Source organism: Stenotrophomonas maltophilia complex sp. Om-AH-Sm3, assembly GCF_059337855.1.
On sequence record NZ_JBYBLQ010000004.1, the window covers coordinates 55,880 to 80,390 of the forward strand.

The window sequence follows — 24,511 nt, forward strand, 5'->3', positions numbered from 1 at the left end:
TTGGTAGGTGTCGACCTTGGTCGACACGATTTTTCTGTCAGATATCGAAATGAATCCGGGGTCAGATCCGTTTTCCTGCGGAGAACGGATCTGACCCCAAGAGCCGTTCCAACAGATCGCTGGAAACTGTCGAAGGCGGGGTGGGTCCGGCTGCGGGGGTGTCCGCGGCATGGATGCCGCGGCCAAGCCCCCCTAGGACGGGTTTACGGCGTCCCCCGCAACCGGACCAACCCTGCCATCCCACGGAATGCCAGCTTTTGACGTTGCTCTGGCTCTGGTTCCGGCTCCTGCGGGTGCAGGGCTGCAAGCCCTGCAGACAACCCCTCGTGCACAATGGAGCCGACCCCGCCCGGACACCGTCCTGATGTCGAGCAAGCCGTATTCAGAAGCCTGCGAGCGCAACCGCGAACCCATCGCCACCGCACTCGACCCGTGGATGGGCGACCGCCATCGGGTGCTGGAGATCGGCAGTGGTACCGGCCAGCACGCAGCCTTCTTCGCCGAGCGCTGGCCGTGGCTGCGCTGGCAGCCCAGCGACCATCCGGACCATCTGCCCGGCATCGAAGCCTGGCGTGCGGAGGCCGCGCTGCTGAACCTGCTGCCGCCGGTGGCGCTGCAGGTGGAGCTGCCACCGGCGACGGGCCTGGACCTTCCAGAAAGCAGCACGTTCGACGCCGCATTCAGCGCCAACACGCTGCACATCATGGGCTGGGAGTACGTGCAGGTGCTGTTCGGCGCGCTGCCGCCACTGTTGCGTCACGGTGCGCTGCTGGCGATCTACGGTCCGTTCAACTATGGCGGCCGCTATACCAGTGACAGCAATGCGCAGTTCGATGCCTGGCTGAAGGCGCGCGACCCGCGCAGCGGTATCCGCGATAGCGAAGCGGTGCAGGCGCTGGCGGCGGACAACGGGTTTACCCGGTTGGGTGACGTGGCGATGCCGGCCAATAACCGGCTATTGCTGTGGCGGTTGGGGTGATCAGGCAGCGGGTTGTTCGAATTGTCGAAGGCAGCGCTCGCAACTATCGCGGATTTCTCCAAACAGCCTTTGTAGCACTTCGTGTTCTATTCCTTCCGCACGCAGCTCGTTCAGTACTCGCAATGCGATGTGGGGTAGGAGGGATGCCATGGAATAGAGCATGTACGTTGCCTTGCCCAAGTCAACCTTCATCGACTCGGCAGTTTTCAGCCAGTCGTTCAGTCCAATTTCCCACCAGCGATAGTGATTTCCTATTTTCATTGCCATCTTGAGCTTTCGCTTTTGAATGTGCTGATAGGGCAGGGCGCTGGACACATCGTAGAGGGGCGCGAGTCTAACTTTCCCAGCGGCTCCGATTAGCATTGAGTAATTTTTTGCGTGTGCATCGGTGCCGCCAATCAGATAGTTGAACATCAGCGCTTGAAGAAGAGCTTCCACGTCGACAGTTGGCTGGCTTGAGTGCTCCCATAGGACCCTGGACAGATCTGCCGGCCCGGGACCACCTTGGCTCTGATACTTGATATGAGGCATTACACCTAGGGCTTGGCAGAAGTCTTCCTGATGAACTCGCTTCCATTTTCCTTCTTCGCAGTATCGGTCGTAGCGCTCAACACTGATTGCGGTCTGATCACCGAATACAATCATCTCCGCTGATGCAGCGGATGCACCAAGTGCGCGGGCGAGTCTCAGGCAAAACACCTCGTTTTCCACGAACCCATCGAAGTCACTACTCGGTGGCTTTAATATGTGGGTTGTCGGAATCCGGCCCGAAGGAATTGCCCAGCTACCATCTTCTTGTCGAAGCAGTGCGATCTTGGCCTGTGCGCCGGCGAGGCTAAATTGGCCCACATCAGTGGGCTGCCTGCTCGCAGCCTGACCAGTACCAATCCGTGAGAGCCGTTCTCCAACTTGCTGATCGGTAAGCGGCTCCAGCAGATCATCTTCTCCCGTCAGAATAGCGTTGAGCCGTTCATCGCGGACGAACTGCACAGCCCCAGCGCAGTCCTCGCCTACATGACTCAGAATACCAACGGGATTGCGGGGGGACACATGAAATTGTGATGCCCACCGCTGCAGAAGCGACTCGTTGTCAGGCAGGAGGCCCCAAAGGACGGCAGCGACTTTGTCCGAAGAGTTGACGTCGCCCGCAAGGGGAAGTGAAAGGGAAAGTGGGAAAGCTCTCGCTGCACTCCTCCATCCGGTGAGATAGCTGAACTCCGGGTGCCCGCGTGAACTTTGGGTCAGGCGTCCCGAAATTTGACCGGAAAGCAGTACGTTGAGTGCCATGTCTATGATTGTTTGGGTGGTTTCTGGATTATTTCGCAATCAGCGTTTGACACGGCTCCTGAGGCGTTCCAATTGCTGCATCGTCGGCATTTCCATGTATTCCCTAAGGTGCTTCATGGCCGCATTCTCCATGGCGAGGTTAGCCTTCTTCAATGCTGGAGATTCGAGAGCCTCGGCGACTTGCTTCAGCAAAGGATCCTCCATGAGGCTTGAAGCGGTCCTTATTGCAGGATTCTGCAGAGCACGATGGATAGTCTCAAATGCTTCATTGTTCACCGGCCATGTTGGTCCTGGCAGAGAAAGCGAAGCTCTTATGAGTGAGTTCTGAAGTTCTACGTCGTTTGCCAGCGATGTGGCGTCAGCTGGTGAGCTCTTGTAACGTTCGACAATTTTGTCGATGTCGACCGTTTGAGGCTGCACCGAATTAAGGTCAGTTGCTTGAGATGTGATTTCGGGCTCAACGATTAATGAAAGACCGAGAACGTTCATTACACGCAGTACAAGTTGCAGTTCCGCGCGCGGCTTACCCTTCTCAATCTCAATGATCCATTGACGGCTGACGCCAGCCTCTCGAGCCAAACGCGCTTGGTCCCATGCTCGGGCCTTGCGCTGGCTCCGGATCAGGTTTCCAAGCTCTTGCGCGGTTCTGATCGCTGTCATGACATCAAGGTATGCGAACGTTGACATTGATGCAAATGCCAGCGTTCGCACTCATTTGGTCAGTGTGGTGGTCAGACTCGCTTGATAGGCGACTTAAAAAGTAAGCGAACGACGACATTCGGTCAATGTCAGTCCACGATGACTTTTCGCTTCAAGCCACCTGCACGATATGCAGCGCCTTCGGATTGCGCCACTGCGCCAGCAGGGCCGCTTCGCGCGCCTTGGCCTGCTCGAAATGCGCTTCCTTGACATGGCCGAAGCCGCGGATGTGCTCGGGAATGCTGGCAATCTCCACCGCCAGCGACAGACGGTCATCCTCCAGCCCGTCCAGCAGCATCTGCACCGTCGCCTCGTAATCAGCAATCAGCTTGCGCTCCATGCGGCGCTCCTCGGTGCGTCCGAACACATCGAAGCGGCCGCCACGCAGGAACTTCAGCTTCGCCAACAGACCGAAGGCCTTGAACATCCACGGGCCGTATTCCTTCTTCAACAGCCGTCCCTGCTCGTCCTTCTTCGCGAACAGCGGCGGTGCCAGATGGAAGCGCAGCTGGTAGTCGCCCTCGAACTGCTGCTGCAGGCGGCGCTGGAAGTCGCCGCTGGTGTACAGGCGCGCCACTTCGTACTCGTCCTTGTAGGCCATCAGCTTGAACAGGTACCGCGCCACGGTCTCGGTCAGCGCAGTGGAACCGCCGATGCGGTCGGCTTCGGTGGCGCGTACGCGCGCTACCAGGTCACGGTAGCGCTTGGCGTAGGCGGCATCCTGGTACTCGACCAGGAACGCGGCGCGGCGCTCGATCATTTCATCCAGCGAGCGCGACAGGCGGGCGTCGTCCAGCGGCAGGAACGCCACGTCGCCACCGTGCGAGGGCAGGCCGCGCAGTTCGCGTTCGTCGCCGGTGTTGCGCGGTGCCGCAGTGGCACCCCATTCATTGCCCTCCCACTCGCCTGGCGGCAGCGGATGCAGCGGGCCCGGGGTGGATTCGGTATCGGTATGGCGGTTGCGCACCAGGCCGGCCGCCTGTTGCACGGCCTGCGGATCGACCACGGCCAGGCGGCCCCAGGCGAACGCTTGCTGGTTCATCGCCACGGCGGCGCCATTGAGCTCGATGGCGCGCATCAGTGAATCGAACGAGAGCGGCACCAGGCCCTGCTGCCAGGCGTAGCCGAGGATGAACAGGTTGGCGGCAATGGCATCGCCCAGCAGCGCGGTGGCCAGCTGGGTGGCATCGAGCAGCAGCGGCTCCTGGCCGCCCAGTGCCACGCGCACGCCGGCGATGATGTCGGCAGCGGGGAACTGCATGTCCGGGCGGGTGGTGAAGGTGCCCGGCATCGCTTCGTAGGTGTTCAGCACCACCTGCGAACGGCCGGCACGCACCTTCGACAGCGCCCAGTAATCGTTGACCACCACCATGTCGCAGCCCAGCACCAGGTCGGCCTCGCCAGCGGCGATGCGCACGGCATGGATGTCTTCAGGGCGACGGGCAATGCGGATATGCGTGGTCACCGCGCCGCCCTTCTGCGCCAGGCCGGTCTGGTCGAGCACGGTTGCACCCTTGCCTTCCAGGTGGCCGGCCATGCCCAGCAGCGCACCGATGGTCACCACGCCGGTACCGCCGACGCCGGTGATCAGGATGTTCCAGGGCTGTTCCAGGCTGCCGCGGAGGGTCGGCGCCGGCAGGTTGTCCAGCAGCGTGGAGGCGTCGCGCTTGCTGCCTTTGCGCGGCTGGCCACCGTGCACGGTGACGAAGCTGGGGCAGAAGCCGTTCACGCAGGAATAGTCCTTGTTGCAGTTGGACTGGTCGATCTCGCGCTTGCGTCCGAACTCGGTTTCCTTCGGCAGCACCGACACGCAGAAGCTCTTCTTGCCGCAGTCGCCGCAGCCTTCGCAGACCAGCGAGTTGATCATCACCCGCTTCTGCGGGTCTTCCAGCTTGCCGCGCTTGCGGCGGCGGCGCTTCTCGGTGGCGCAGGTCTGTTCGTAGATCAGGATCGAAACACCCTTCACTTCGCGCAGGCGCTTCTGCACTTCGTCCAGCTCGCTGCGGTCATGGAACTCGACGTCGCTGGGGAAGTGCTCGCGCTGGCCGGTCCACTTGCCGATGTTGTCCGACAGCACCACGATGGTGTGGATGCCTTCGGCGCGCATCTGCTTTGCGATGTCCGGCACGCTCAGCGGACCGTCCACCGGCTGGCCGCCGGTCATCGCCACCGCATCGTTGTAGAGGATCTTGTAGGTGATGTTGACGCCGGCGGCGACCGCCTGGCGGATCGCCAGCGAGCCGCTGTGGAAGTAGGTGCCGTCGCCCAGGTTCTGGAACACGTGCGGGGTATCGGTGAACGGCGCCTGCCCGGCCCAGGTCACGCCTTCGCCACCCATGTGGGTGAAGGTATCGGTGCTGCGGTCCATCCAGGTCACCATGTAATGGCAACCGATGCCGGCCAGCGCCCGCGAGCCTTCCGGCACGTTGGTGGAGGTGTTGTGCGGACAGCCCGAGCAGTAATGCGGCACGCGCGGGAAGCTGGCGCGCGGCAACGCAAGCTCGGCTTCCTTCTCCTGCATCCACTGCAGCCGTTGCTCGATTGATGCGTTGTTGAAGAACTTCTGGATGCGGCGGCCGATCACGCCGGCGATGGTGGCCGGGGTCAGCTCGCCGGTGGACGGCAGGATCCATTCGCCGCTCTCGTCGTACTTGCCGACGATGGACGGGCGCTGGCCCCAGCTGGCCGGCCAGTTGAAGAACTGTTCCTTCATCTGGCGCTCGATGAAGGCACGCTTCTCCTCCACCACGATGATGTCTTCCAGGCCCTGCGCGAAGCGGGCGATGCCCTGCGGCTCCAGCGGCCAGGTCATGCCGACCTTGTACACGCGGATGCCGATGTCGGCGCAGGCGGCTTCGTCAAGGCCGAGGTATTCCAGCGCCTGCAGCACGTCCAGGTAGCTCTTGCCGGTGGTGACGATGCCCAGCCGCGCGCGCGGCGCGTCCATCACCACCTTGTCGATGCCGTTGGCGCGGGCGAACGCCTGTGCGGCCTTCACCGCATAGCGGTGCAGGCGCATTTCCTGGTCCAGCGGCGGGTCCGGCCAGCGGATGTTGAGACCGCCCGAAGGCATCTCGAAGTCTTCCGGCAGCACGATGCGGCGCGCCATCGGGTCGACCTCGACCGAGGCCGACGATTCGACTGTCTCGGCGATCGTCTTGAAGCCGACCCAGCGCCCGGTATAGCGGCTCATCGCCCAGCCCAGCAGGCCCATGTCGAGGATGTCCTGCACACCGGCCGGATTCAGCACCGGCATCATCGCGCTGACGAACTCGTCCTCGCTGCCATGCGGCAGGGTCGAGCTGCGGCAGGCATGGTCATCGGCGGCCAGTGCCAGCACGCCGCCGTAGCGCGAGGTGCCGGCGGCATTGGCGTGCTTGAACACGTCGCCGCAGCGGTCCACGCCCGGGCCCTTGCCGTACCACATGCCGAACACGCCCTGCACGTTGGCGCCGGGGAACAGGTTGGTCTGCTGGGTGCCCCACACCATGGTGGCGCCCAGGTCCTCGTTCAGGCCGGGGGTGAACTTCACCTTGGCGGCGTCGAGGTGTTTGCGTGCGCGCCACAGCTCCAGGTCGAAGCCGCCCAGCGGGCTGCCGCGGTAGCCGCTGACGAAGCCGGCGCTGTCGATGCCCTGGTGCGCGTCGCGCAGCCGCTGCATCAGCGGCAGCTTCACCAGCGCCTGCACGCCACTCAGATAGATCCGCCCCTCGTTGCGGGTGTACTTGTGGTCGAGCGTGTAGTCACGGTCGATCAGGTCGGTGGAGGAGGGCGACGTGAGTTGCGCGGTACTGGTCATGGCTGGCCCGGTCAGGATCGGCTGGCACCGGCCGCGTGCAGGCACGCGGCGGGAAAGGCGCGAATTGTAGCAGCGAGGCCCGGCCGCCCCGGCACTCGCGCCGGCGGCCATGCTGGGGTTAGGATCGGGGAGAGAGAGAGGGAGGCTGCGGTTGCGGCCTGGGGAGAAGGGATGTCAGTTGCAGGAAAGATCCTGGGCAGCATGTTGCTGGTCTCGGGAACGGCCCCGGTGTGGGCCGCGCCGGCGGTGCCGGCACCACAGGAGTTCTACTTCGACAGCGATGCGGCCGCCGTGCCCATGATCGTGGTCCAGTCCGACGGGGATGCGCTGGTGGCGCAGCTGCTCAAGCAGCGCGAGCGCGGCCGGCGTACCGTGGAGGCCACCGTGCAGCTGGCGTCGGTAGCCATTGCCCAGGGCCGTACCGAACTGGGTGAACAGCTGTATCGCGAGGCGCTGAAGGATGCGCCGGTGCAGGGCAGCCTGGGCCGTGGCGTGCGCTGGAACTACGGGTGGGACCTGCTGCGTCAGGGCCAGCCCGAAGCCGCCCTGGAGCAATGGCAGGCCGCTGCCGGTGGTTCGCTGAGCAAGCCGGGCTGGTTGCCACCGACCTATGCGCTGGCGCTGTGGCGGGCCGGGCGGAAGCAGGAGGCGGTGCAGTGGTATGCCGCCGCAGTGCGTACCGAGCCGACGCAATGGAGCGACAGCAGCCGCTATGCGCAGTTGTTGCCGTTGTGGCGAGACGACGAGCGTGCCTCGCTGGCCGAAGTGCAGCAGGCCTGGGCGGCCGCGCCGCCGGCCTGGCCCTGAGGGAGGGGGTTGCGCCGGGTTGCACCCGGCACCCGCAGAGGCAACAGCCGAAGCAACAGCAACAGCAGGCTCTGAGCTATCTGTGGCTTGGTCGGGGCGGTCTGGGGCTGCAGGACACGCCGTAAACCCATCCATGGGGGCTCGATGGCGCCATCCATGACGCCAACGGTCCTGCAGCCCCAGACCGCCTCGACCCCGACAGGTTATCGGCGGCGGTGGGTAGATCCACGCCATGCGTGGATGAATCCGCATCGGAATCAACTATTCGATATCTGATCGAAATGCAGCCGAGCGTGGGCTCGGCTCTACAGAAATCGGCCAGCCGACCGGCTTTTGCTTTTGATCAACTTTTTTCTTCTCCGTGGCCGACGCCCCCGGAAACTGTCAGGGGGCGGGTGGGTAGGTTGCGCAGGGGCGTGAGCCGCATGGATGCGGCGACCGAGCTTACAGGGACGTACTTGCAGCGCCCCCTGCGCAGCCTACCCACCCGGCCAACCACGACTGTCGCTTTGAGCGACCAACCACGAGGGGCTGCGCCGTTCGCGGGAAACCTCAATCGTCCGCGGAAACCGTCCGCCCCGACGCCCACGCGCGCAAGGCCTCGACCTGCTCGGCCATCAGCACCGACAGCGGCCTCGTCGCGCGGATCTCGTTCATCAGCAGCTCGGTGTCCAGCGGCCGGCCTTCGGCGTGCGCTGCGTACAGTCCGGCCACGATCGCCTGCTCGATCTCCGCGCCGGAGAAACCATTCGCCGCGGCCGCCAACGCCGGCAGTGCAAAGTCGTCACCATTGAGCTGGCGCCGGCCCAGGTGCAGCCGCAGCAGTTCCACGCGCACCTCCGGCGTGGGCAGGTCAACGAAGAAGATCTCGTCGAAACGGCCCTTGCGCAGCAGCTCGGCCGGCAGTTCGTGCACCTGGTTGGCGGTGGCGACGATGAAGACCGGCGCCTTGCGTTCGGCCATCCAGGTCAGCAGGTAGCCGAGCACGCGGCGCGATACGCCACCGTCCTCGCCACCACTGGCCAGGCCCTTCTCGATCTCGTCCATCCACAACACGCAGGGCGCCAGCTGCTCGGCCGAGGCCAGCGCCTGGCGCAGGTTGGCCTCGGTCTCGCCGTGGTACTTGTTGTACAGCGCACCCACGTCCAGGCGCAGCAGCGGTACACCGAAGCCGGCGGCGGTGGCCTTGGCCAGCATCGATTTGCCGCAGCCCTGCACGCCCAGCAGCAACATGCCGCGCGGCGGGTCCAGGCCGGCCGGTGCCGAGCCGGCGATGAAGGCCACCCGGCGCTGGCTGATCCAGCGCTTGAGCCGGTTGGCGCCGGCCACGTCGCCGAAGCGTGCGCTGTCGTGCTCGAAGAACAGGTGGCCGCTGCGGTTGAGCAGCTCGAACTTAAGCCGTGCCAGCTGCGGCAGGTCGTCGTCGCGCAGCGCGCCATCGGCGTAGATCAGCTGGCGGGCAATGCGGCGGGCATCGACCAGGCTCAGGCCCTGCAGGTTCTTCAGGATCTTCTTCACCGCCTCGCTGTCGACCTCGACACGGCGGCCGCCGTGTTCGCGCGCATAGGCGTCGGCCTCCTCGCGCAGCATCTTCAGCAGGGCATTGGCATCGGGCAGGCGCGGGTTGAAGCGCACCGCCAGTGCTTCCAGCTCGACCGGCAGCTCGACCTTGGCGCCGATCAGCACCAGCACGTGCGGTTCGCTGTGGCGGCGCTGGATCAGGTCGCGCAGTGCGCGCTGGTGGCTGGCATAGCCCAGGTAGGGGTGGAAATCGAGCAGCAGGTAGACACCGCGCTGGTCAGCCTGGCGGATCATCTGCAGCGCGGCGCTGGCATCGGGCGGGCCGACCGGCGGATCCTCGCGGTCCAGGTCGATGCGGCGCAGGCCCTCGGTGATGGACCAGCGGTGCAGGGCCCGCCACACGTGCATCAGCGTCTGCCGGAACAGTTCAACGATGCGCCCCTCATCCTGGGTCTCGATCACGATCAGGGGGGTATTGGCGCGGATCAGTGCGCTCAGGTCCTGCAGTTCGCTCATGCCGGTTCGATCCTTCGGGGGCGCCACGATAGCAAAGGCGATGGCCACGGGTTCAGCACGGCGCTACCCCCCGTCACCACCGCCGGTGTACGCTCGGGGCACGTACCCGGAAGCGAGGCTGGCATGAAGACGATCCTGGTGGCCGGTTCCAAGGGCGGGGTGGGCAAGACCACCGTCGCCACCCACCTGGCCGCGTACGCGGCATTGCAGGGCAAGGCCACGGTGATCGCCGATGCCGACCCGCAGGGCTCCAGCACCCGCTGGGCACAACGGCGTGCCGGGCTGGAAAGCGCGGTGCTCCCCATCGATGTGTATCGGAAGAAGCAGTGGGCGCAGAAGCTGCCCGACGGTACCGATACCGTCATCATCGATGCACCCGCCGGCGCGCTGGCCGACGATATCCCCCATTTCCTGGACGCGGCCGACGCCGTGGTGGTGCCGGTGCTGCCCTCGGCGCTGGATATCGAAGCCATCGTCGGCTTCCTCAACAGCCTGGCCCAGAACCCGCGCGTGCACAGCCGCAAGCTGCCGGTAGGGCTGGTCCTCAACCGCACCAAACCCTGGACCCAGACCTCGCAGCAGGCATTGCAGATGCTGGCCGAATGGCCGTACCCGGTGGTCGCGCAGCTGCGTGACAGCCAGAGCTACGTGGTCATGACCGGCCTGGGCCGCAGCCTGTTCGACTATCGCTCCGCCCAGGTGCGCGAACACCAGGCGGACTGGGAACCGCTGCTGTCCTGGCTCAAGCTTTGATGCCTGCCTCACTTCTCCTGCTGCATCCTCTTCTCCATGGAAACCCGCGATGCGTGAACTGATCCTGCTGCGCCATGCCCATGCCGAACCCGCCGTTTCCGGCCAGGCCGACCTCGACCGGCCGCTGTCGCCGGTAGGGCTGGCCGAAGCTGAAGCCGCCGGCAAGTGGTTGAAGGAAAACAACCTGCTGCCGGACTGCGTGCTGTGCTCGCCGTCGCGACGTACCCGTGAGACCCTGGAAGCGGTGATGACGGCCATCGGCTATGTCGAGAAGCGCCTGGAAGACCGGATCTACGAAGCCACCCCGGGCACCCTGGCGGCGCTGGTGGACGAGCGTCGCGACCTGGACCGGGTGCTGATCGTGGGCCACAACCCGGGCCTGGAGCAGCTGGTGGCCCTGATGACCGACGGCACCAGCAGCGACTACCGCGGCATGCCGCCGGGCGGCGTGGCGGTCCTCGGCTTCCCGCGCGAGGTCTCGATCGAGCCGGGCGTGGCCAGCCTGAACGCGTTCTGGTGGCCGTGATCCGATGAGCCAGGCGCGGCGCAGCCGCTTTCTGCTGCCCGCGTTGCTGGCGCTTGGCCCGGCCTGGGCCGCTGTGCCCCCACCAACCCCGTTGCCGCCGGTGTCCGCCGAAGCACCGCGGGTACTGCGCCTGGATACCCAGCGCTCGCGGATCGGTTTCGAGGTGCGGACCCGTTTCGGCCAGCGCATCGAAGGCGTATTCCCGCACTTCGAGGGGCGCATCGAGATCCTGTCCGACGGGCGCCACCAGGTGCACCTGAAGATGTTCACCCGTTCGGTGGAGATCCCTGGCAAGGCGCGCTACACCGGCTGGATGCGCGGCGAAGAGTTCTTCGATGCCGGGCGCCATCCGGTGGTCGAGTTCGACTCGCTGCCGTACTGGCCGGAGACGGTGGAACAGGGCGGCGACATCAACGGCCGGCTGACCCTGCGCGGCGTCAGCCACCCCGAGTCGCTGCGGGTCGAGAAGGCGGAGTGCGCCCGACCCGGCTATGATTGCGATGTCGTCAGCCGCGGTACCGTGCAGCGAGGCCGGTATGGAATGGACAGCTGGCAGCTAGCCCTGAGTGACCGAGTGACCTTCGTATTGCGTGCGCGCCTGAGCGAGGCGCCGAAACCGTGAACCTCCTGCTGCGTTTACTGGCGCTGGCAACGGTGTTGCTGGGCAGCGGTTGTGCATCGCTTTCGCATGCCGAGCGCGACCGCGCCGAAGCGATCGCCGTGCAGGCGCGCTCGACCGACGTCGACTGCCAGCGCGCCGACCGCTGCGCGCAGGACTCGCCGCTGCGTGCGCTGGCCGGGCGGGCGTTCACCGAATCCACTCCCGAACAGCCGCGCCACTACGCCACCCTGCTCGACGAGGGCGAAGGTGCGCTGGTGGCGCGCCTGAACCTGCTGCGCAGCGCTACCCGCAGCATCGACCTGCAGACCTACATCTTCGACAAGGACGACAGCGCCCGGCTGGTCATCGACGAGCTGCTGGCTGCATCGCGGCGCGGGGTGAAGGTGCGCGTGCTGATCGATCAGCTCTCGGCGATCTCCGACCTGCAGATCCTCGGCGCGCTGTCCGGCGCGCACCAGAACTTCCAGCTGCGGGTCTACAACCCGACCTTCGGCAAGGCCCGGCTGAACTACTTCGACTATGCCGGCAGCGTGCTGTGCTGCTTCCGCCGCTTCAACCAGCGCATGCACAACAAGCTGCTGGTGATCGACGATGCGATCGGCGTGGTCGGTGGCCGCAACTACCAGGACGACTATTACGACTGGGACCGCGAGTACAACTTCCGCGACCGCGACGTGCTGATCGCCGGCCCGGAGGCGCGGGCGATGGCCGCCAACTTCGATGCCTTCTGGCATGCCAGGCGCAGCGTGCCGGCCGAGCGCCTGAACGATGTCGGCCGCACCCTGCTGCGCGAGGGCGTGCCGACCCTGCCGCCGGCCAGCTTCCGCCGCCCCGAGCGGGTGCAGCGGGTCAGTGCCGAAGCCAATGACATGGACTTCGTCAGCCGTTCCTTCGTCGATACCGCGTTGCCGGTGGCCTCGGTGCGCTATGTCGCCGACCTGCCACGCAAGCACCGGCGCGAGAAGGCCGATGCGCCGCTGGCGGGCCAGCACGTGACCGAGCCGCAGCTGGATGCGCTGATCGCCGGCGCGCAGGAGGAAGTGATCCTGCAGACGCCGTACCTGGTGTTGTCCAAGCCGGCGCAGAAGCTGTTCCGCGAGCTGCGCAAGCGCCCGCAGCCGCCGCGGGTGGTGGTGTCCAGCAACAGCCTGGCGGCCACCGACAACCCGATCGTGTATGCGCTGTCGTACAAGTACAAGCGGCGCAACATGCGCGAACTGGGCTTCAACATCTTCGAGTACAAGCCGTTCCCGCTGGATGCACCGGTCGACTACCGCAACCTGCTGCCTGATCCGATCGCCGCGCCCGGGGGTGACGACGACGGCGGGCGCAATCCGCTGATCGGCGGCAGCGCCGCGGGCAGCAATGCCGGCGACAGCCGCGATCGCGATGAGCATCCGGCACCCACCGGCAAGCAGCTGGCGGTGAACCCGCGCACTGGCAGTGCCTACCAGAACGCGCGCGAGCGCCGCCGCGCGGCCGGCAGCGAGGTCGAGACCCGCCTGCTGCGCACCGAGACTCGGCCCTCCTTCCTGGGCAGCAAGGCGGTCAACAAGCCGTTGCCGGTCACCCGCAAGGGCGCGCGCATGGGCCTGCATGCCAAGTCGCTGGTGGTCGATCGCCGCATCGGCGTGGTCGGCACCCACAACTTCGATCCGCGCAGCGAGAACTACAACACTGAAGGTGCGGTGATCATCGATGACCCGGCCTTCGCCGAGCAGCTGGCCGAGAGCATCCTGCGCGATACCCACCCGCAGAATTCGTGGACGGTGGCGCCGCGGGCCAAGCCGCCGGTGCTGTCCGGGCTCAACTACAGCGTCGGCAAGGCCTCCGAAGCACTGCCGATCCTCGACTTCTGGCCGTGGCGCTATGCCACCGACTACGAGTTCAAGCCCGGCCCGGACTGCCCGCAGCCGCTGCCCCGGCAGGACCCGGACTTCCACCGCTGCTATGTCGCCGTGGGCGATTTCCCCGAGGTCAATGTCGGCCCGAAATGGCTGCTGGTCCGAATGCTGACCGCATTCGGCGCCGGCCTCGTTCCCATCCTCTGAAGGTGCCCGCATGACCCTGGTGTTCCGCGAAGCCGTTTCCCTCGAGCAGCTCAACACGCTCAGCCGCAACACCGCGATCGAGTCGCTGGGCATCGTCTTCAGCGCGGCCGGCGACGATTGGCTGCAGGCCACCATGCCGGTGGACGAGCGCACCCGCCAGCCCTACGGCATCCTGCATGGCGGCGCGTCGGTGGTGCTGGCCGAGACCCTGGGCAGCAGCGCCGGCAACCTGTGCGTGGATACGGCCAAACAGATCTGCGTAGGGCTGGAGATCAACGCCAACCATGTACGCGCCGTTCGCTCGGGCACCGTGACCGGCACCGCACGTGCACTGCACGTCGGCCGCAGCACCCAGCTGTGGGAGATCCGCATCGAGAACGAGCAGGGCCGCCTGGTGTGCATCTCGCGGCTGACCCTGGCGGTGGTGGCGGCCGGCCACGGCTGAGCCCCGGACGGCCGGTGACGGCAGCGGAACCCAGCGTTCCCCGCCGATTGCCCCGGTCGATGGGTGTTATGGCCTAAATCGGCTGGCAGCGATGACGGCCCTCCGGTATCGTGCGCGGATGACTTCCCCCACTCCGGCCCCCCGCGGCGGCGTGGCGCGTGTGTGCCGTTACCTGTACCGCGTACCGCTGCTGTTGGTCCACATCGTTGTGTTCCTGCCGCTCATCCTGATCGGCATGCTTCGGCCGTGGGGCGAACTGCGCGTGGGCGAGGCGACCCTGGGGGCCAAAGTGGTCAACTGGTGGCAGGGCGGGCTGATGTGGATCTTCGGCTTCCGCCTGGTGCAGATCGGCACGCCGCTGCCCGGCGCCGTGCTGTTCGTCGCCAACCACGTCAGCTGGGTCGACATCTGCATCCTGCACAGCCAGCGCATGATGGGCTTCGTCGCCAAGCGCGAGATCGCCAGCTGGCCGCTGGTCGGCTGGCTGGCCGCGCGTGGCCAGACCATCTTCCACCAGCGCGGCAACACCGAATCGCTCGGTGGCGTGATGCAGGTGATGGCCGATCGCCTGCGCGAAGGCAAGGCGGTGGGCGTGTTCCCGGAAGGGCGCACCCGCGGCGGCCACGAAGTAGGCCCGTTCCATGCCCGCATCTTCCAGGCCGCGGTTGAAACCGGCGTGCCGGTGCAGCCGGTGGCACTGGTGTACGGGCTCAAGGGCGATGCGCAGACCATTGTCGCGTTCGGCCCCGGTGAGAGTTTCTTCGCCAATTTCCTGCGCCTGCTCGGTGAGCCGGCGCGGCGTGCAGAAGTGCACTTCCTGGCACCGATCGGTGCGCAGGACCTGGAAGGCCGTCGGCGCATCGCGGAGACGTCGCGCGCGCGCATCGTGGCGGCCATGAGCTCCGAGTGAGGGTGCGGTGGCCCTGATCCCGCCACCCGTCCTGGACGCCGGCACGCCGACGCTGCACGCGGCTGACTACCAGCCCCCGCGCTGGCTGCGCAATCCGCACCTGCAGTCGATGCTCAGCTCCAGCCGCATGCGCCTGCAGCGCGGCCTGCTGCTGCTGGCCGCGACCGGTGCGATCAGCGAAGAACTGATCCTCGACGGCGGTGATGGCGTGCGCCTGCAAGGCTGGCACAGCCACATCGAAGGCCGCGAACCCAAAGGCATGGCCCTGCTGCTGCACGGCTGGGAAGGCAGCGCCGAATCCAGCTACATGCGCATGGCGGCCGCGCGCATGCTCGAACAGGGCTTCGACGTGGTACGGCTGAATTTCCGCGACCACGGCAATACCCATCATCTCAACCCTGGCATCTTCCACTCCAACCTGATCGACGAAGTGGTGCATGCCGCGGGCGATATCGCCCAGCGCTGGCCGCAGTTGCCGCTGGTGGCCGCCGGTTACTCGCTGGGCGGCAACTTCGTGCTGCGCCTGGCCCTGCGCGCTCCAGCGGCCGGCGTGCCGCTGCTGCGCGTGGCCTCGGTATGCCCGGTGTTGGACCCGGCGCTGACCATGGAGAGCATCGAGAACGGCCCGGCGATGTACGACTGGTACTTCCGCCGCAAGTGGGCCGGTTCGCTGCGGCGCAAGCGCGACCTGTTCCCCGAACTGAGCGACTGCGACGACCGCGTACTGAAACTGGACATCCGCGCGCTGACCGCCTGGCTGGTCGAGCGCCACACCAGTTTCGGTTCGTTGCAGGCCTATTTCGATGGCTACTCGATTGCCGGTGATCGCCTGTCCACGTTGCAGGTGCCGGCCGACATCCTGATGGCGCAGGACGACCCGGTGATCCCCTACGCGACCTTCAGCGACTGGCAGCTGCCGCACCAGGCGCATCTGGAAACCGCCAGCTGGGGCGGACACTGTGGCTTCCTGGAAAACTGGCGCGGTGACGGCTTCTCCGAGCGCTGGGTGGCGCAGCGCCTGCAGCGCGTGCTGCAAGGCTGAACCGGCACGGGCGCGCAGGCCGCTACAATGCGGGTTTGCCCTTGAACCGGACCGCCATGCAAGACCAGATCATCCAAGCGTTGCGCCAGAACGAGGCCGACCAGGCCGTGCAGCTGGCCCAGGCGTGGACCCGTGATGAACCCGGCCAGGCCGAGGCCCACCGCTGGCTGGCGCTTGCGCTGCAGCAGCAGGGCAAGGCCGAGGACGCGATGGAGGCCCTGCAGCAGGCGCTGCAGCTGGCCCCGGACAACGCCCAGCTGCACCTGCAGCACGCCGGCCTGCTGCTGGCCCTGCGCCAGTTCGACGGCGCCGGCGAAGCACTGACGCGCACCACCGGGCTGGACCCGAACGCATTCGCCGCGTACCTGATGCAGGCCCACCTGGCGATCGGCCGCAACGATTTCGATGAAGCGCAGCGCCTGTCCACGCTGGCCTCGCGTGTCGAACCGGACCACCCGGAGCTGCTGACCATCGATGGCATGATCGCGCTGCGCCGCGATGATGCCGATCGCGCGCTGACGCTGCTGTCGGCCGCCAACCAGGCCCTGCCCAACGACATCCGCGTGCTTTACGCACTGGGCTTCGCCTACCTGGGCAAGAACATGCTGGCCTTCGCCGAGCAGGCGTTCCGCCGCGTGCTGGAACTGAACCCGACCATCGCCTCATTGCATGGCCTGGTGGTGCAGCTGGCCATGCGCCAGGGCAACCTGGACGCTGCGGCAGAGGCGATGCAGATCGCGCTGCAGCAGGAAGGCCTGGATACGCCTTCGATGCGCCGCCTGGCCGGCGAACTGGCACTGCGCAGCGGCCAGCCGCTGCAGGCGCTGGAGCACCTGCTGCCGTTGCTGGAATCGCTGCCTGATGACCGCGACGTGCTGCAGCTGCTGCTGATGTCCTGGCAGCGCCTGGGCCGCGAAGACGAGGCCCGCGCACGCCTGGATGCCGCCCTGGAGCAGCACCCGCAGCTGCACGACCTGTGGCTGGCACGCCTGGCGGTGGAGGAGGTCGGCAGTGCCACCGCCGCCGCTACGGTCGAGCGCTGGATGGACGCGATGCCGGGCCACCTGCCGGCGCTGGAAGCGCGCCTGCGGCTGCACGACATGGTGGGCGAACACGCGCAGGCCGAAGCGATCGCCGAGCGTATCGTCAGCCTTGAACCGGGCCGCGTCAGTGGCGAAACCCGCCTGGTCGAAGGCCTGCTGCAGCGCGATCCGGCCGCTGCCGTCGCCCGCGTGCAGGCGCTGATCGGCATGGCGCCGGAAGGCCACCGTGCCGACCTGCGCACCTGGCTGGGCGAGATCCAGGATCGCGCCGGGCAGCACGAAGATGCGCTGCAGACCTGGCTGGCCCTGCAGGCCGACCAGGCCCCGCAGCGCCTGCCGCTGCCGCCGCAGGCCAAGGCACCGCCGAGCTGGCCGGACAAGGGCGAGATCGACGGCAATGCCACCTCCGCGCCGATCTTCCTGTGGGGCGCGCCAGGGTCGGGCGTGGAGCGCGTGGCGACCGGCCTGGCCGCGGCCAGCCCGGTGCTGCGCAGCGACCGCTATACCTCCAACGCACCCGACGACGCCTTCCAGAACTACCACACGCTGCAGGACCTCGCTTCGGGCGTGCTGACGCCGGAGCGGCTGGTGCAGCGCTGGCGCGAACAGCTGCCGTCGCGCGGCGTGCAGGACGACGCGATCATCGACTGGCTGCTGTGGTGGGACAACGCGCTGCTGTGGGCGCTGCGCCCGCAGTTGCCGCAGGGCCGCCTGCTGGTGGTGCTGCGCGATCCGCGCGACATGCTGCTGGACTGGGTGGCCTACGGTGCCGCCGCACCGCTGGCAATGACCTCGCTGGCCGAAGCCAGCGAATGGCTGGCGCGCGCGTTGGCCCAGGTCGCCGCCCTGCACGAGGACGATCTGTACCCGCAGGTGCTGCTGCGCATCGACCAGATCGGCAACGATCCGCAGGCGATGGCCGAACTGCTGGGCCGACTGTTCGAGCGGCCGATGCCGCCGGCCGCGCAGCTGGGCGCGCCGCGCTTCCCGCCGGGCCACTGGCGCAACTACCGCGACGTGATGAGCGCCGCCTTCGCCAAGCTCACCCCGATCGCGGTGCGCCTGGGTTATCCGGAAGAGTGAGGACACGCCGATGCAACTGAGCAGCCACAGCCTGACCAACGGTGCACCGATCGACCGCGAATTCGCCGCAGGCGATGCGGCGGGCTTCGCACCGGACCGCAATCCGCACCTGGCCTGGAGCGATGTGCCGGAGGGCACCCGTTCGTTCCTGCTGGTATGCGTCGATCCGGACGTGCCGACCGTGCCGGAGACGGTCGGCCGCACCGACATGAGCGTGCCGCGCGACCAGCCCCGCTGTGATTTCGTGCACTGGGTGATGGCCGATATTCCGGCTTCGGTGCGCGAGATTGCCGCAGGCAGCTGCAGCGACGGCTTCGTGGTGAAGGGCAAGACCACGCCGGCCGGGCCGGCCGGCAGCCGCCAGGGCCTGAACGACTTCACCGGCTGGTTCGCCGGCAACCCGGACATGGCCGGTGACTACCTGGGCTACGACGGCCCCTATCCGCCGTTCAACGACGAGCGCGTGCACCGCTACTTCTTCCGCGTGTTCGCGCTGGACGTGGCATCGCTGCAGCTGCCGGCACGCTTCACCGCCGCCGACGCGTACCGGGCCATGCACGGCCACGTGCTGGCCGAAGCGGCACTGCACGGCACCTATACGTTGAATCCGGCGCTGGGCTGAGGCGGCATAACGGGTCGTGCCGGCCGCTGGCCGGCAACGCCCGTGTGCTGCCGGATCCGCGCATGGCAGCCGGCCAGCGGCCGGCTCTACCCACAACGAAGAAGGGCGGCCTTGCGGCCGCCCTTCAAGTGCCAGCCGACTGACAGTCGGCTCTACATCACTTCTCGATGGCCGACTCGACCACCATGTCCAGCACATACGCCTGCGACGGCGCATCGGCCGGCGGGTTCTTCACTTCGTAGCGCTTCACGCGCACTACGTTGCGCACGCCGTCTTCGTGGGTGTAGCCCTCGATGTTGCCGTAGAAGTTCTCGAACTTGCCCGGCTCACCCTGCTTCAGGCCCTTGTCGTCGAACTTCACTTCGCGCACCTGCAGGCACTGGTAGTCCGGGATCAGCGGGTGCGAGCACTTCTCGGTCTTCGCGGCCACTTCCAGGAACACGGTTTCGCCGGCGCCGCCGTAGCGGGTTTCAGCGGTCGGTTCCGGGTTGAACACCAGCACGTCGCCCTTGGCATTGGTCAGGGTCAGCTTGCCATCGGCATCCTGCTCGGCCTTCAGTTCGCCCTGCAGGCGGCTCGACACGGCTTCGTCCAGCGCCATCAGCGCCTTGTCGGTGCAGGCCATCATGGTCGAGGCCATCGCACTGACCGTCAGCTTGCCGTCGGCCAGGGTGTAGCCGCCGCCCATGCGGTTGCAGGTGTTGCTGACCGACAGGCGGCCATCAGCGAAGTCCAGGGTGACCGGCTTGTCTTCGCGGGCGAACAGCGCGTCGATGCGCTTGCCGTCGGCGCCCGTGGCCTGCTGCAGCAGCCAGTGCTGGCTCTGCAGGCGCTGCGCATCCAGGTGCGCCAGCGTCTGCTGGTCCGCTGCCTTGGTCGCGGCCGGGGCCACGTCGTCGCCGCCATTGCCGGCCGGGGCCGGGGTCTGGCTGCAGGCGGCCATCAGGGCCAGCGGGAGGAGCAGGGTGAGCTTGCGGTTCATGGTGATTCTCCTTGGGGAACCGTGGGGGAAACGGGGTGGGGCCGGCCATGGGGTTACCGTGCGGCCGGCGCTGTTCAGCTGCCGGAGGGCAACCACAGCAGCAGCGCCGCGCCCAGCGCGATGCGGTAGAGGGCGAAGGCGGTGAACCGGTGCGACTTGATGTAGCCCATCAGCCACTTCACTACGACGAAGCCGGTGACGGCCGCGGCAAGGAAGGCCACGCCCACCTCGGTCCAGTTCTCGCTGCCCAGCTGCCCGGCCTTGGCCATTTCCAGGAAGGTGTAGGCGCTGGCGGCGAACATGGTGGGAATGCCGACCAGGAACACGAACTCGGCGGCAGCGGCGCGACGGCTCAGGCCCAGCAGCATGGCCAGGAAGATCGCCGAGGCCGAGCGCGAGGTACCGGGGAACACGCCGGCCACGACCTGCGCCAGGCCCACGCCGATCGCCACTGTCCAGGTCACCTGGTCGCGGTCGGGCAGGCGCGCGGTGTAGGCCTCCACCAGCAGCATCCAGACGCCACCGATGATCAGTGCCCAGGCCACCGGGCTGACCGTCTCCGGCAGCGACCAGCCGGCCTTGCGCACCACCAGGCCGACCACGGCGGTGACCAGGAACGCAGCGCCCAGCTTGAACACGTACTCACGGTTCTCGCGTTGGTTCAAGCCGGTGGCCAGCTGCAGCAGGCGCTGGCGGAACACCAGCACCACGGCCACGATCGCGCCGGCCTGGATGACGATGTTGAAGAAGTCCGAGCGGGCACCCAGCCAGTGCTGGGCGATGAGCAGGTGGCCGGTGCTGGAGATCGGCAGGAATTCGGTCAAGCCTTCGAGGATGCCCAGCAGCAGGGCGGAGAGCAGGTCGGACATGGACGGTGCGGGCACGCGCGGCGGAAGGAAGAAGGTCGAGAGGATAGACGATCCCTGCTGCACCAAACGGGTGCGTCTGTTGGCGGGCGCACCGGTTTGGTGCGCACCGTTCTGCACCGGCGCGGGGCAGCCATATTGAAATCAACGACTTGCGGGTATCGAAAAGTTGGCACGGTCATTGCTGTACCTCAGCAGGCATTCATCCCCATCCGAGGTCGTACCGATGTCCGTGGAAAACGTTGAGAAGCTGATCAAGGACAACCAGATCGAGTTCGTCGATCTGCGTTTCGTGGATATGCGTGGCGTCGAGCAGCACGTCACCTTCCCGGTCAGCATCGTCGAACCGTCGCTGTTCGAAGAAGGCAAGATGTTCGACGGCAGCTCGATCGCCGGCTGGAAGGGCATCAACGAATCGGACATGGTGCTGCTGCCGGACCCGTCCAGCGCCTACGTCGACCCGTTCTACGCCGATCCGACCATCGTGATCAGCTGCGACATCCTCGATCCGGCCACCATGCAGGCCTATGGCCGCTGCCCGCGCGGCATCGCCAAGCGTGCCGAGGCCTACCTGAAGTCCTCCGGCATCGCCGAAACCGCGTTCTTCGGCCCGGAGCCGGAATTCTTCATCTTCGACTCGGTCCGTTTCGCCAACGAAATGGGCAACACCTTCTTCAAGGTCGACTCGGAAGAAGCGGCGTGGAACAGCGGCGCCAAGTATGACGGCGCCAACAGCGGCTACCGTCCGGGCGTGAAGGGCGGCTACTTCCCGGTTCCGCCGACCGACACCCTGCACGACCTGCGCGCGGAAATGTGCAAGACCCTGGAACAGGTCGGCATCGAAGTGGAAGTGCAGCACCACGAAGTGGCCACTGCGGGCCAGTGCGAGATCGGCACCAAGTTCAGCACCCTGGTGCAGAAGGCCGACGAGCTGCTGCGCATGAAGTACGTCATCAAGAACGTCGCGCACCGCAACGGCAAGACCGTCACCTTCATGCCCAAGCCGATCGTCGGCGACAACGGCAGCGGCATGCATGTGCACCAGTCGCTGTCCAAGGGCGGCACCAACCTGTTCTCCGGTGACGGCTACGGTGGCCTGAGCCAGCTGGCGCTGTGGTACATCGGCGGCATCTTCAAGCACGCCAAGGCCATCAATGCCTTCGCCAACTCGGGCACCAACAGCTACAAGCGCCTGGTGCCGGGCTTCGAGGCGCCGGTGATGCTGGCCTATTCGGCCCGCAACCGTTCGGCCTCGTGCCGCATTCCGTGGGTGTCCAACCCGAAGGCGCGCCGCATCGAAATGCGCTTCCCGGATCCGATCCAGTCCGGCTACCTGACCTTCACCGCGCTGATGATGGCCGGCCTGGACGGCATCAAGAACCAGATCGACCCGGGTGCACCGAGCGACAAGGACCTGTACGACCTGCCGCCGGAGGAAGAGAAGCTGATCCCGCAGGTCTGCTCCTCGCTGGACCAGGCGCTGGAAGCGCTGGACAAGGACCGCGAGTTCCTCAAGGCCGGCGGCGTGATGAGCGATGACTTCATCGACGGCTACATCGCGCTGAAGATGCAGGAAGTGACCAAGTTCCGCGCGGCCACCCACCCGCTGGAATACCAGCTGTACTACGCCAGCTGACCGGGCGCGATGGCGGTGGGTCCCCCCTCCCACCCGCCGCCATCGCTTCCGTTCTCGCGGCTGGGGAGCCGCAAGGCGGGCGCAGGCCCGCCGTTGTAGAGCGGGTCGCTGGCCCGCTGCAGTACAGCGGACTGCCGGTCCGCTGAAACAGGGGCAAGAGAGACCGGATACGCGACCAGGGCCGCCCTCCCTCCCGCGTCGGTCGTGCAAGGAGAGAGGCACGGCCGTCCCGGCCCTGTACGTGTCCGGTGCAACAGCCACGGTCATCACCCTGATGACCTGTGGTTGCCTGATGCCAACGCGCGCTGGCGCGCTGGCCCCATCCACCCTCGGGACATGCGCATGAAACTGATCTCCGCCATCATCCGACCGTTCAAGCTCGACGAGGTCCGCGAGGCCCTGTCCGATGCAGGCGTGTCGGGCATCACCGTGACCGAAGTGAAAGGTTTCGGTCGCCAGAAGGGCCACACCGAGCTGTATCGCGGCGCCGAGTACGTCGTCGATTTCCTGCCCAAGATCAAGATCGAAACGGTGGTCACCGACGAGCGTGCCGACGCGGTGATCGAAGCGATCCAGTCGTCGGCAGGCACCGGCAAGATCGGTGACGGCAAGATCTTCGTCACCGCCGTCGAACAGGTCATCCGCATCCGCACCGGCGAAATCGGTGCCGACGCGCTGTAACCCCCTTCCGGAGACTCCCCAATGAAGATGCGCCTTCTCACCGGGTGGCAGGCCCGGTTCCACCTGGTGTGCCTGTTGATGCTGCTCAGCGCGCTGGCCGCAGGTGCGTGGCCGGGCAGCGCCCATGCCCAGGCACAGGTGTCGCCGCTGCCGAGCGAAACCGTTGCGGTCGAGCCGCTGCACGATCCGGCCGCCAGCGCCGCTGCGCCGGCCGTGGCCGAAGCGGCCGCCGCCTACGATCGTGGCGACGTCGCCTGGATGCTCACCTCCACGTTGCTGGTGCTGCTGATGGTGGTGCCGGGCCTGGCCCTGTTCTACGGCGGACTGGTGCGTTCGAAGAATGTGCTGTCGGTGCTCAGCCAGATCCTGGTGGTGTTCTCGCTGGTGCTGCTGCTGTGGGTGTCCTACGGCTACAGCGCGGTGTTCAGCGCGGGCAATCCATTCTTCGGTTCGTTCACCGAATTCGCCTTCCTCAAGGGCTTCACGCCCGACTCGGTGGGCAACACGCCGATCAAGGGCCTGCCGGACTACCTGTTCGTCGCCTTCCAGTCGACCTTCGCCGGCATCACCACCGCGCTGATCGTCGGTGCCTTCGCCGAGCGCATCAAGTTCCGTGCGGTACTGCTGTTCTCGGCACTGTGGTTCACCCTCAGCTACATCCCGATGGCACACATCGTCTGGGGCGGCGGCTACCTGGGTGAACTGGGCGCGATCGACTTCGCCGGTGGCACCGTGGTCCACATCAACGCGGGCGTGGCCGGCCTGGTTGGCGCGTGGTTCGTCGGCAAGCGCCTGGGCTACGGCCAGACCGCGCTGAAGCCGCACAACGTACCGTTTACCTACATCGGCGCCATGCTGCTGTGGGTGGGCTGGTTCGGCTTCAATGCCGGTTCCGCCGCTGCGGCCGATACGGTGGCCTCGCTGGCCTTCCTCAACACCGTGCTGGCCACCGCCGCCGCCGTGCTCGGCTGGACCCTGGTGGAAGCGATCGGCAAGGGCAAGCCGTCGGCACTGGGGGCGGCGTCGGGTGCGGTGGCCGGCCTGGTCGGCATCACCCCGGCCTGCGGCACGGTCGGCCCGCTCGGCGCGATCGTGATCGGCTTCGTCGCCGGCGTGGTCTGTGTGTGGGGCGTGACCGGCCTCAAGCGCCTGCTGAAAGTGGACGACACGGCCGACGTGTTCGGTGTGCATGGTGTCGGCGGCATCGTCGGCGCGATCCTCACCGGCGTGTTCAGTGCACAGTCGCTGGGCGGTACCAAGGCCGATCTGGATATCGCCCACCAGGTGTGGGTGCAGGTGGTCAGCGTCGGCCTGACCGTACTGTGGTCGGCGGTGGTGACCGCGGTCATCCTGCTGATGGTCAAGGTCGTGGTCGGCCTGCGCGTGACCGAAGAGGCCGAACGCACCGGCCTGGATGTGACTTCGCACGGCGAATCGGCGTACGAGGCCTGACCGGCTTCACGGTTTCGCGGACGCCTCGTTACCGCCGTCGCACAGGCAGTAGCGGGCGTCCGCCCTCGGCGGCCCTAGGGCCGCCAATGTCTATCCACCGGCTGGCAGTGTCGGAGCAGATTCCGATGGCCGCCGGCTGCCAGAAGCCGCCTCGTCGGACATCACACTTTGCTGGGCAAGGCTTTGGCC

20 protein-coding genes are annotated in these 24,511 nt (G+C 66.6%); 14 read left to right on the top strand and 6 right to left on the bottom strand.

Annotated features, from left to right (window positions below):
- The first annotated feature begins 364 nt into the window (after positions 1-364).
- The gene (locus AC10QF_RS06620; RefSeq protein ID WP_005420993.1) at positions 365-979 is read left to right on the top strand and encodes a DUF938 domain-containing protein; all 615 of its coding nucleotides are present in this window, start codon (positions 365-367) and stop codon (positions 977-979) included.
- Here the strand turns inward: AC10QF_RS06620 and AC10QF_RS06625 are convergent, their stop codons facing one another.
- The 3 genes from AC10QF_RS06625 to AC10QF_RS06635 form a co-directional block, all read right to left on the bottom strand.
- Entirely contained in the window at positions 980-2,266 is a 1,287-nt protein-coding gene (locus AC10QF_RS06625) for a type II toxin-antitoxin system HipA family toxin (RefSeq protein ID WP_069138145.1), read from the bottom strand. It abuts the gene before it with no gap.
- A gap of 39 nt (positions 2,267-2,305) precedes the next feature.
- Positions 2,306-2,953: a helix-turn-helix transcriptional regulator gene (locus tag AC10QF_RS06630; RefSeq protein ID WP_111176827.1), complete on the bottom strand. Its 648-nt coding sequence runs from the start codon at positions 2,951-2,953 to the stop codon at positions 2,306-2,308.
- Positions 2,954-3,077: 124 nt separating this feature from the next.
- Positions 3,078-6,764, bottom strand: coding sequence for an indolepyruvate ferredoxin oxidoreductase family protein (locus tag AC10QF_RS06635; RefSeq protein WP_111176825.1), 3,687 nt, complete (start codon positions 6,762-6,764; stop codon positions 3,078-3,080).
- 171 nt (positions 6,765-6,935) lie between these two features.
- On the opposite strand from AC10QF_RS06635, the gene AC10QF_RS06640 reads away from it, so the two are divergent.
- Positions 6,936-7,571, top strand: coding sequence for a tetratricopeptide repeat protein (locus AC10QF_RS06640; RefSeq protein WP_080104369.1), 636 nt, complete (start codon positions 6,936-6,938; stop codon positions 7,569-7,571).
- Between the two features lie 552 nt (positions 7,572-8,123).
- Here AC10QF_RS06640 and AC10QF_RS06645 read toward each other — a convergent pair.
- The gene (locus tag AC10QF_RS06645) at positions 8,124-9,608 is read right to left on the bottom strand and encodes an AAA family ATPase (RefSeq protein WP_494541960.1); all 1,485 of its coding nucleotides are present in this window, start codon (positions 9,606-9,608) and stop codon (positions 8,124-8,126) included.
- A gap of 123 nt (positions 9,609-9,731) precedes the next feature.
- Here AC10QF_RS06645 and AC10QF_RS06650 point away from each other — a divergent pair, with 123 nt between their 5' ends.
- The 9 genes from AC10QF_RS06650 to AC10QF_RS06690 all read left to right on the top strand — a co-directional run bounded on the left by AC10QF_RS06650 (position 9,732) and on the right by AC10QF_RS06690 (position 18,705).
- Complete coding sequence (locus AC10QF_RS06650) at positions 9,732-10,361, top strand: nucleotide-binding protein (RefSeq protein WP_005420986.1); 630 nt, start codon at positions 9,732-9,734, stop codon at positions 10,359-10,361.
- A gap of 49 nt (positions 10,362-10,410) precedes the next feature.
- Positions 10,411-10,887 (top strand): SixA phosphatase family protein, encoded by a 477-nt coding sequence (locus AC10QF_RS06655; protein ID WP_005420985.1) that lies wholly within the window; start codon positions 10,411-10,413, stop codon positions 10,885-10,887.
- A gap of 4 nt (positions 10,888-10,891) precedes the next feature.
- Positions 10,892-11,509: a YceI family protein gene (locus AC10QF_RS06660; protein ID WP_005420984.1), complete on the top strand. Its 618-nt coding sequence runs from the start codon at positions 10,892-10,894 to the stop codon at positions 11,507-11,509.
- Positions 11,506-13,560 carry a phospholipase D family protein gene (locus tag AC10QF_RS06665; RefSeq protein WP_494541961.1) on the top strand — a complete coding sequence of 685 codons (2,055 nt, stop codon included), beginning with the start codon at positions 11,506-11,508 and terminating at the stop codon, positions 13,558-13,560. Before AC10QF_RS06660 ends, AC10QF_RS06665 begins: the two co-directional genes overlap by 4 nt.
- 10 nt (positions 13,561-13,570) lie before the next feature.
- On the top strand, positions 13,571-14,005 hold the full coding sequence (locus tag AC10QF_RS06670; protein WP_494541962.1) for a hotdog fold thioesterase: 435 nt from the start codon (positions 13,571-13,573) through the stop codon (positions 14,003-14,005).
- Positions 14,006-14,123: 118 nt separating this feature from the next.
- Complete coding sequence (locus tag AC10QF_RS06675; protein WP_061479384.1) at positions 14,124-14,915, top strand: lysophospholipid acyltransferase family protein; 792 nt, start codon at positions 14,124-14,126, stop codon at positions 14,913-14,915.
- Positions 14,916-14,967: 52 nt separating this feature from the next.
- The gene (locus tag AC10QF_RS06680) at positions 14,968-15,957 is read left to right on the top strand and encodes a YheT family hydrolase (RefSeq protein ID WP_050562730.1); all 990 of its coding nucleotides are present in this window, start codon (positions 14,968-14,970) and stop codon (positions 15,955-15,957) included.
- A 56-nt stretch (positions 15,958-16,013) separates the two neighbouring features.
- A complete protein-coding gene (locus tag AC10QF_RS06685) occupies positions 16,014-18,083 on the top strand; it encodes a tetratricopeptide repeat protein (protein WP_494541963.1) in 2,070 nt (689 codons plus the stop codon).
- A gap of 10 nt (positions 18,084-18,093) precedes the next feature.
- Positions 18,094-18,705, top strand: coding sequence for a YbhB/YbcL family Raf kinase inhibitor-like protein (locus AC10QF_RS06690; RefSeq protein ID WP_005420969.1), 612 nt, complete (start codon positions 18,094-18,096; stop codon positions 18,703-18,705).
- 157 nt (positions 18,706-18,862) lie between these two features.
- On the opposite strand, the gene AC10QF_RS06695 is transcribed toward AC10QF_RS06690, so the two are convergent.
- A complete protein-coding gene (locus AC10QF_RS06695) occupies positions 18,863-19,687 on the bottom strand; it encodes an META and DUF4377 domain-containing protein (RefSeq protein ID WP_005420968.1) in 825 nt (274 codons plus the stop codon).
- Between the two features lie 74 nt (positions 19,688-19,761).
- A complete protein-coding gene (locus AC10QF_RS06700; RefSeq protein ID WP_164261633.1) occupies positions 19,762-20,556 on the bottom strand; it encodes an undecaprenyl-diphosphate phosphatase in 795 nt (264 codons plus the stop codon).
- Between the two features lie 223 nt (positions 20,557-20,779).
- Between AC10QF_RS06700 and glnA the strand changes: the two genes are divergently transcribed.
- The 3 genes from glnA to AC10QF_RS06715 all read left to right on the top strand — a co-directional run bounded on the left by glnA (position 20,780) and on the right by AC10QF_RS06715 (position 24,322).
- Positions 20,780-22,189: a type I glutamate--ammonia ligase gene (gene glnA, locus AC10QF_RS06705; RefSeq protein WP_005420964.1), complete on the top strand. Its 1,410-nt coding sequence runs from the start codon at positions 20,780-20,782 to the stop codon at positions 22,187-22,189.
- Between the two features lie 342 nt (positions 22,190-22,531).
- Positions 22,532-22,870 (top strand): P-II family nitrogen regulator, encoded by a 339-nt coding sequence (locus AC10QF_RS06710; protein WP_004134334.1) that lies wholly within the window; start codon positions 22,532-22,534, stop codon positions 22,868-22,870.
- Between the two features lie 21 nt (positions 22,871-22,891).
- Positions 22,892-24,322 (top strand): ammonium transporter, encoded by a 1,431-nt coding sequence (locus AC10QF_RS06715; protein ID WP_049439776.1) that lies wholly within the window; start codon positions 22,892-22,894, stop codon positions 24,320-24,322.
- Positions 24,323-24,511 lie beyond the last annotated feature (189 nt).

What these genes read in the sequence shown, in the direction of transcription:
- AC10QF_RS06620 (WP_005420993.1), top strand. Translation starts at nt 365, where the DNA reads ATGTCGAGCAAGCCGTATTCAGAAGCCTGCGAGCGCAACCGCGAACCC.
- AC10QF_RS06625 (WP_069138145.1), bottom strand. Translation starts at nt 2,266, where the DNA reads ATGGCACTCAACGTACTGCTTTCCGGTCAAATTTCGGGACGCCTGACC.
- AC10QF_RS06630 (WP_111176827.1), bottom strand. Translation starts at nt 2,953, where the DNA reads ATGTCAACGTTCGCATACCTTGATGTCATGACAGCGATCAGAACCGCG.
- AC10QF_RS06635 (WP_111176825.1), bottom strand. Translation starts at nt 6,764, where the DNA reads ATGACCAGTACCGCGCAACTCACGTCGCCCTCCTCCACCGACCTGATC.
- AC10QF_RS06640 (WP_080104369.1), top strand. Translation starts at nt 6,936, where the DNA reads ATGTCAGTTGCAGGAAAGATCCTGGGCAGCATGTTGCTGGTCTCGGGA.
- AC10QF_RS06645 (WP_494541960.1), bottom strand. Translation starts at nt 9,608, where the DNA reads ATGAGCGAACTGCAGGACCTGAGCGCACTGATCCGCGCCAATACCCCC.
- AC10QF_RS06650 (WP_005420986.1), top strand. Translation starts at nt 9,732, where the DNA reads ATGAAGACGATCCTGGTGGCCGGTTCCAAGGGCGGGGTGGGCAAGACC.
- AC10QF_RS06655 (WP_005420985.1), top strand. Translation starts at nt 10,411, where the DNA reads ATGCGTGAACTGATCCTGCTGCGCCATGCCCATGCCGAACCCGCCGTT.
- AC10QF_RS06660 (WP_005420984.1), top strand. Translation starts at nt 10,892, where the DNA reads ATGAGCCAGGCGCGGCGCAGCCGCTTTCTGCTGCCCGCGTTGCTGGCG.
- AC10QF_RS06670 (WP_494541962.1), top strand. Translation starts at nt 13,571, where the DNA reads ATGACCCTGGTGTTCCGCGAAGCCGTTTCCCTCGAGCAGCTCAACACG.
- AC10QF_RS06675 (WP_061479384.1), top strand. Translation starts at nt 14,124, where the DNA reads ATGACTTCCCCCACTCCGGCCCCCCGCGGCGGCGTGGCGCGTGTGTGC.
- AC10QF_RS06685 (WP_494541963.1), top strand. Translation starts at nt 16,014, where the DNA reads ATGCAAGACCAGATCATCCAAGCGTTGCGCCAGAACGAGGCCGACCAG.
- AC10QF_RS06690 (WP_005420969.1), top strand. Translation starts at nt 18,094, where the DNA reads ATGCAACTGAGCAGCCACAGCCTGACCAACGGTGCACCGATCGACCGC.
- AC10QF_RS06695 (WP_005420968.1), bottom strand. Translation starts at nt 19,687, where the DNA reads ATGAACCGCAAGCTCACCCTGCTCCTCCCGCTGGCCCTGATGGCCGCC.
- AC10QF_RS06700 (WP_164261633.1), bottom strand. Translation starts at nt 20,556, where the DNA reads ATGTCCGACCTGCTCTCCGCCCTGCTGCTGGGCATCCTCGAAGGCTTG.
- glnA (WP_005420964.1), top strand. Translation starts at nt 20,780, where the DNA reads ATGTCCGTGGAAAACGTTGAGAAGCTGATCAAGGACAACCAGATCGAG.
- AC10QF_RS06710 (WP_004134334.1), top strand. Translation starts at nt 22,532, where the DNA reads ATGAAACTGATCTCCGCCATCATCCGACCGTTCAAGCTCGACGAGGTC.
- AC10QF_RS06715 (WP_049439776.1), top strand. Translation starts at nt 22,892, where the DNA reads ATGAAGATGCGCCTTCTCACCGGGTGGCAGGCCCGGTTCCACCTGGTG.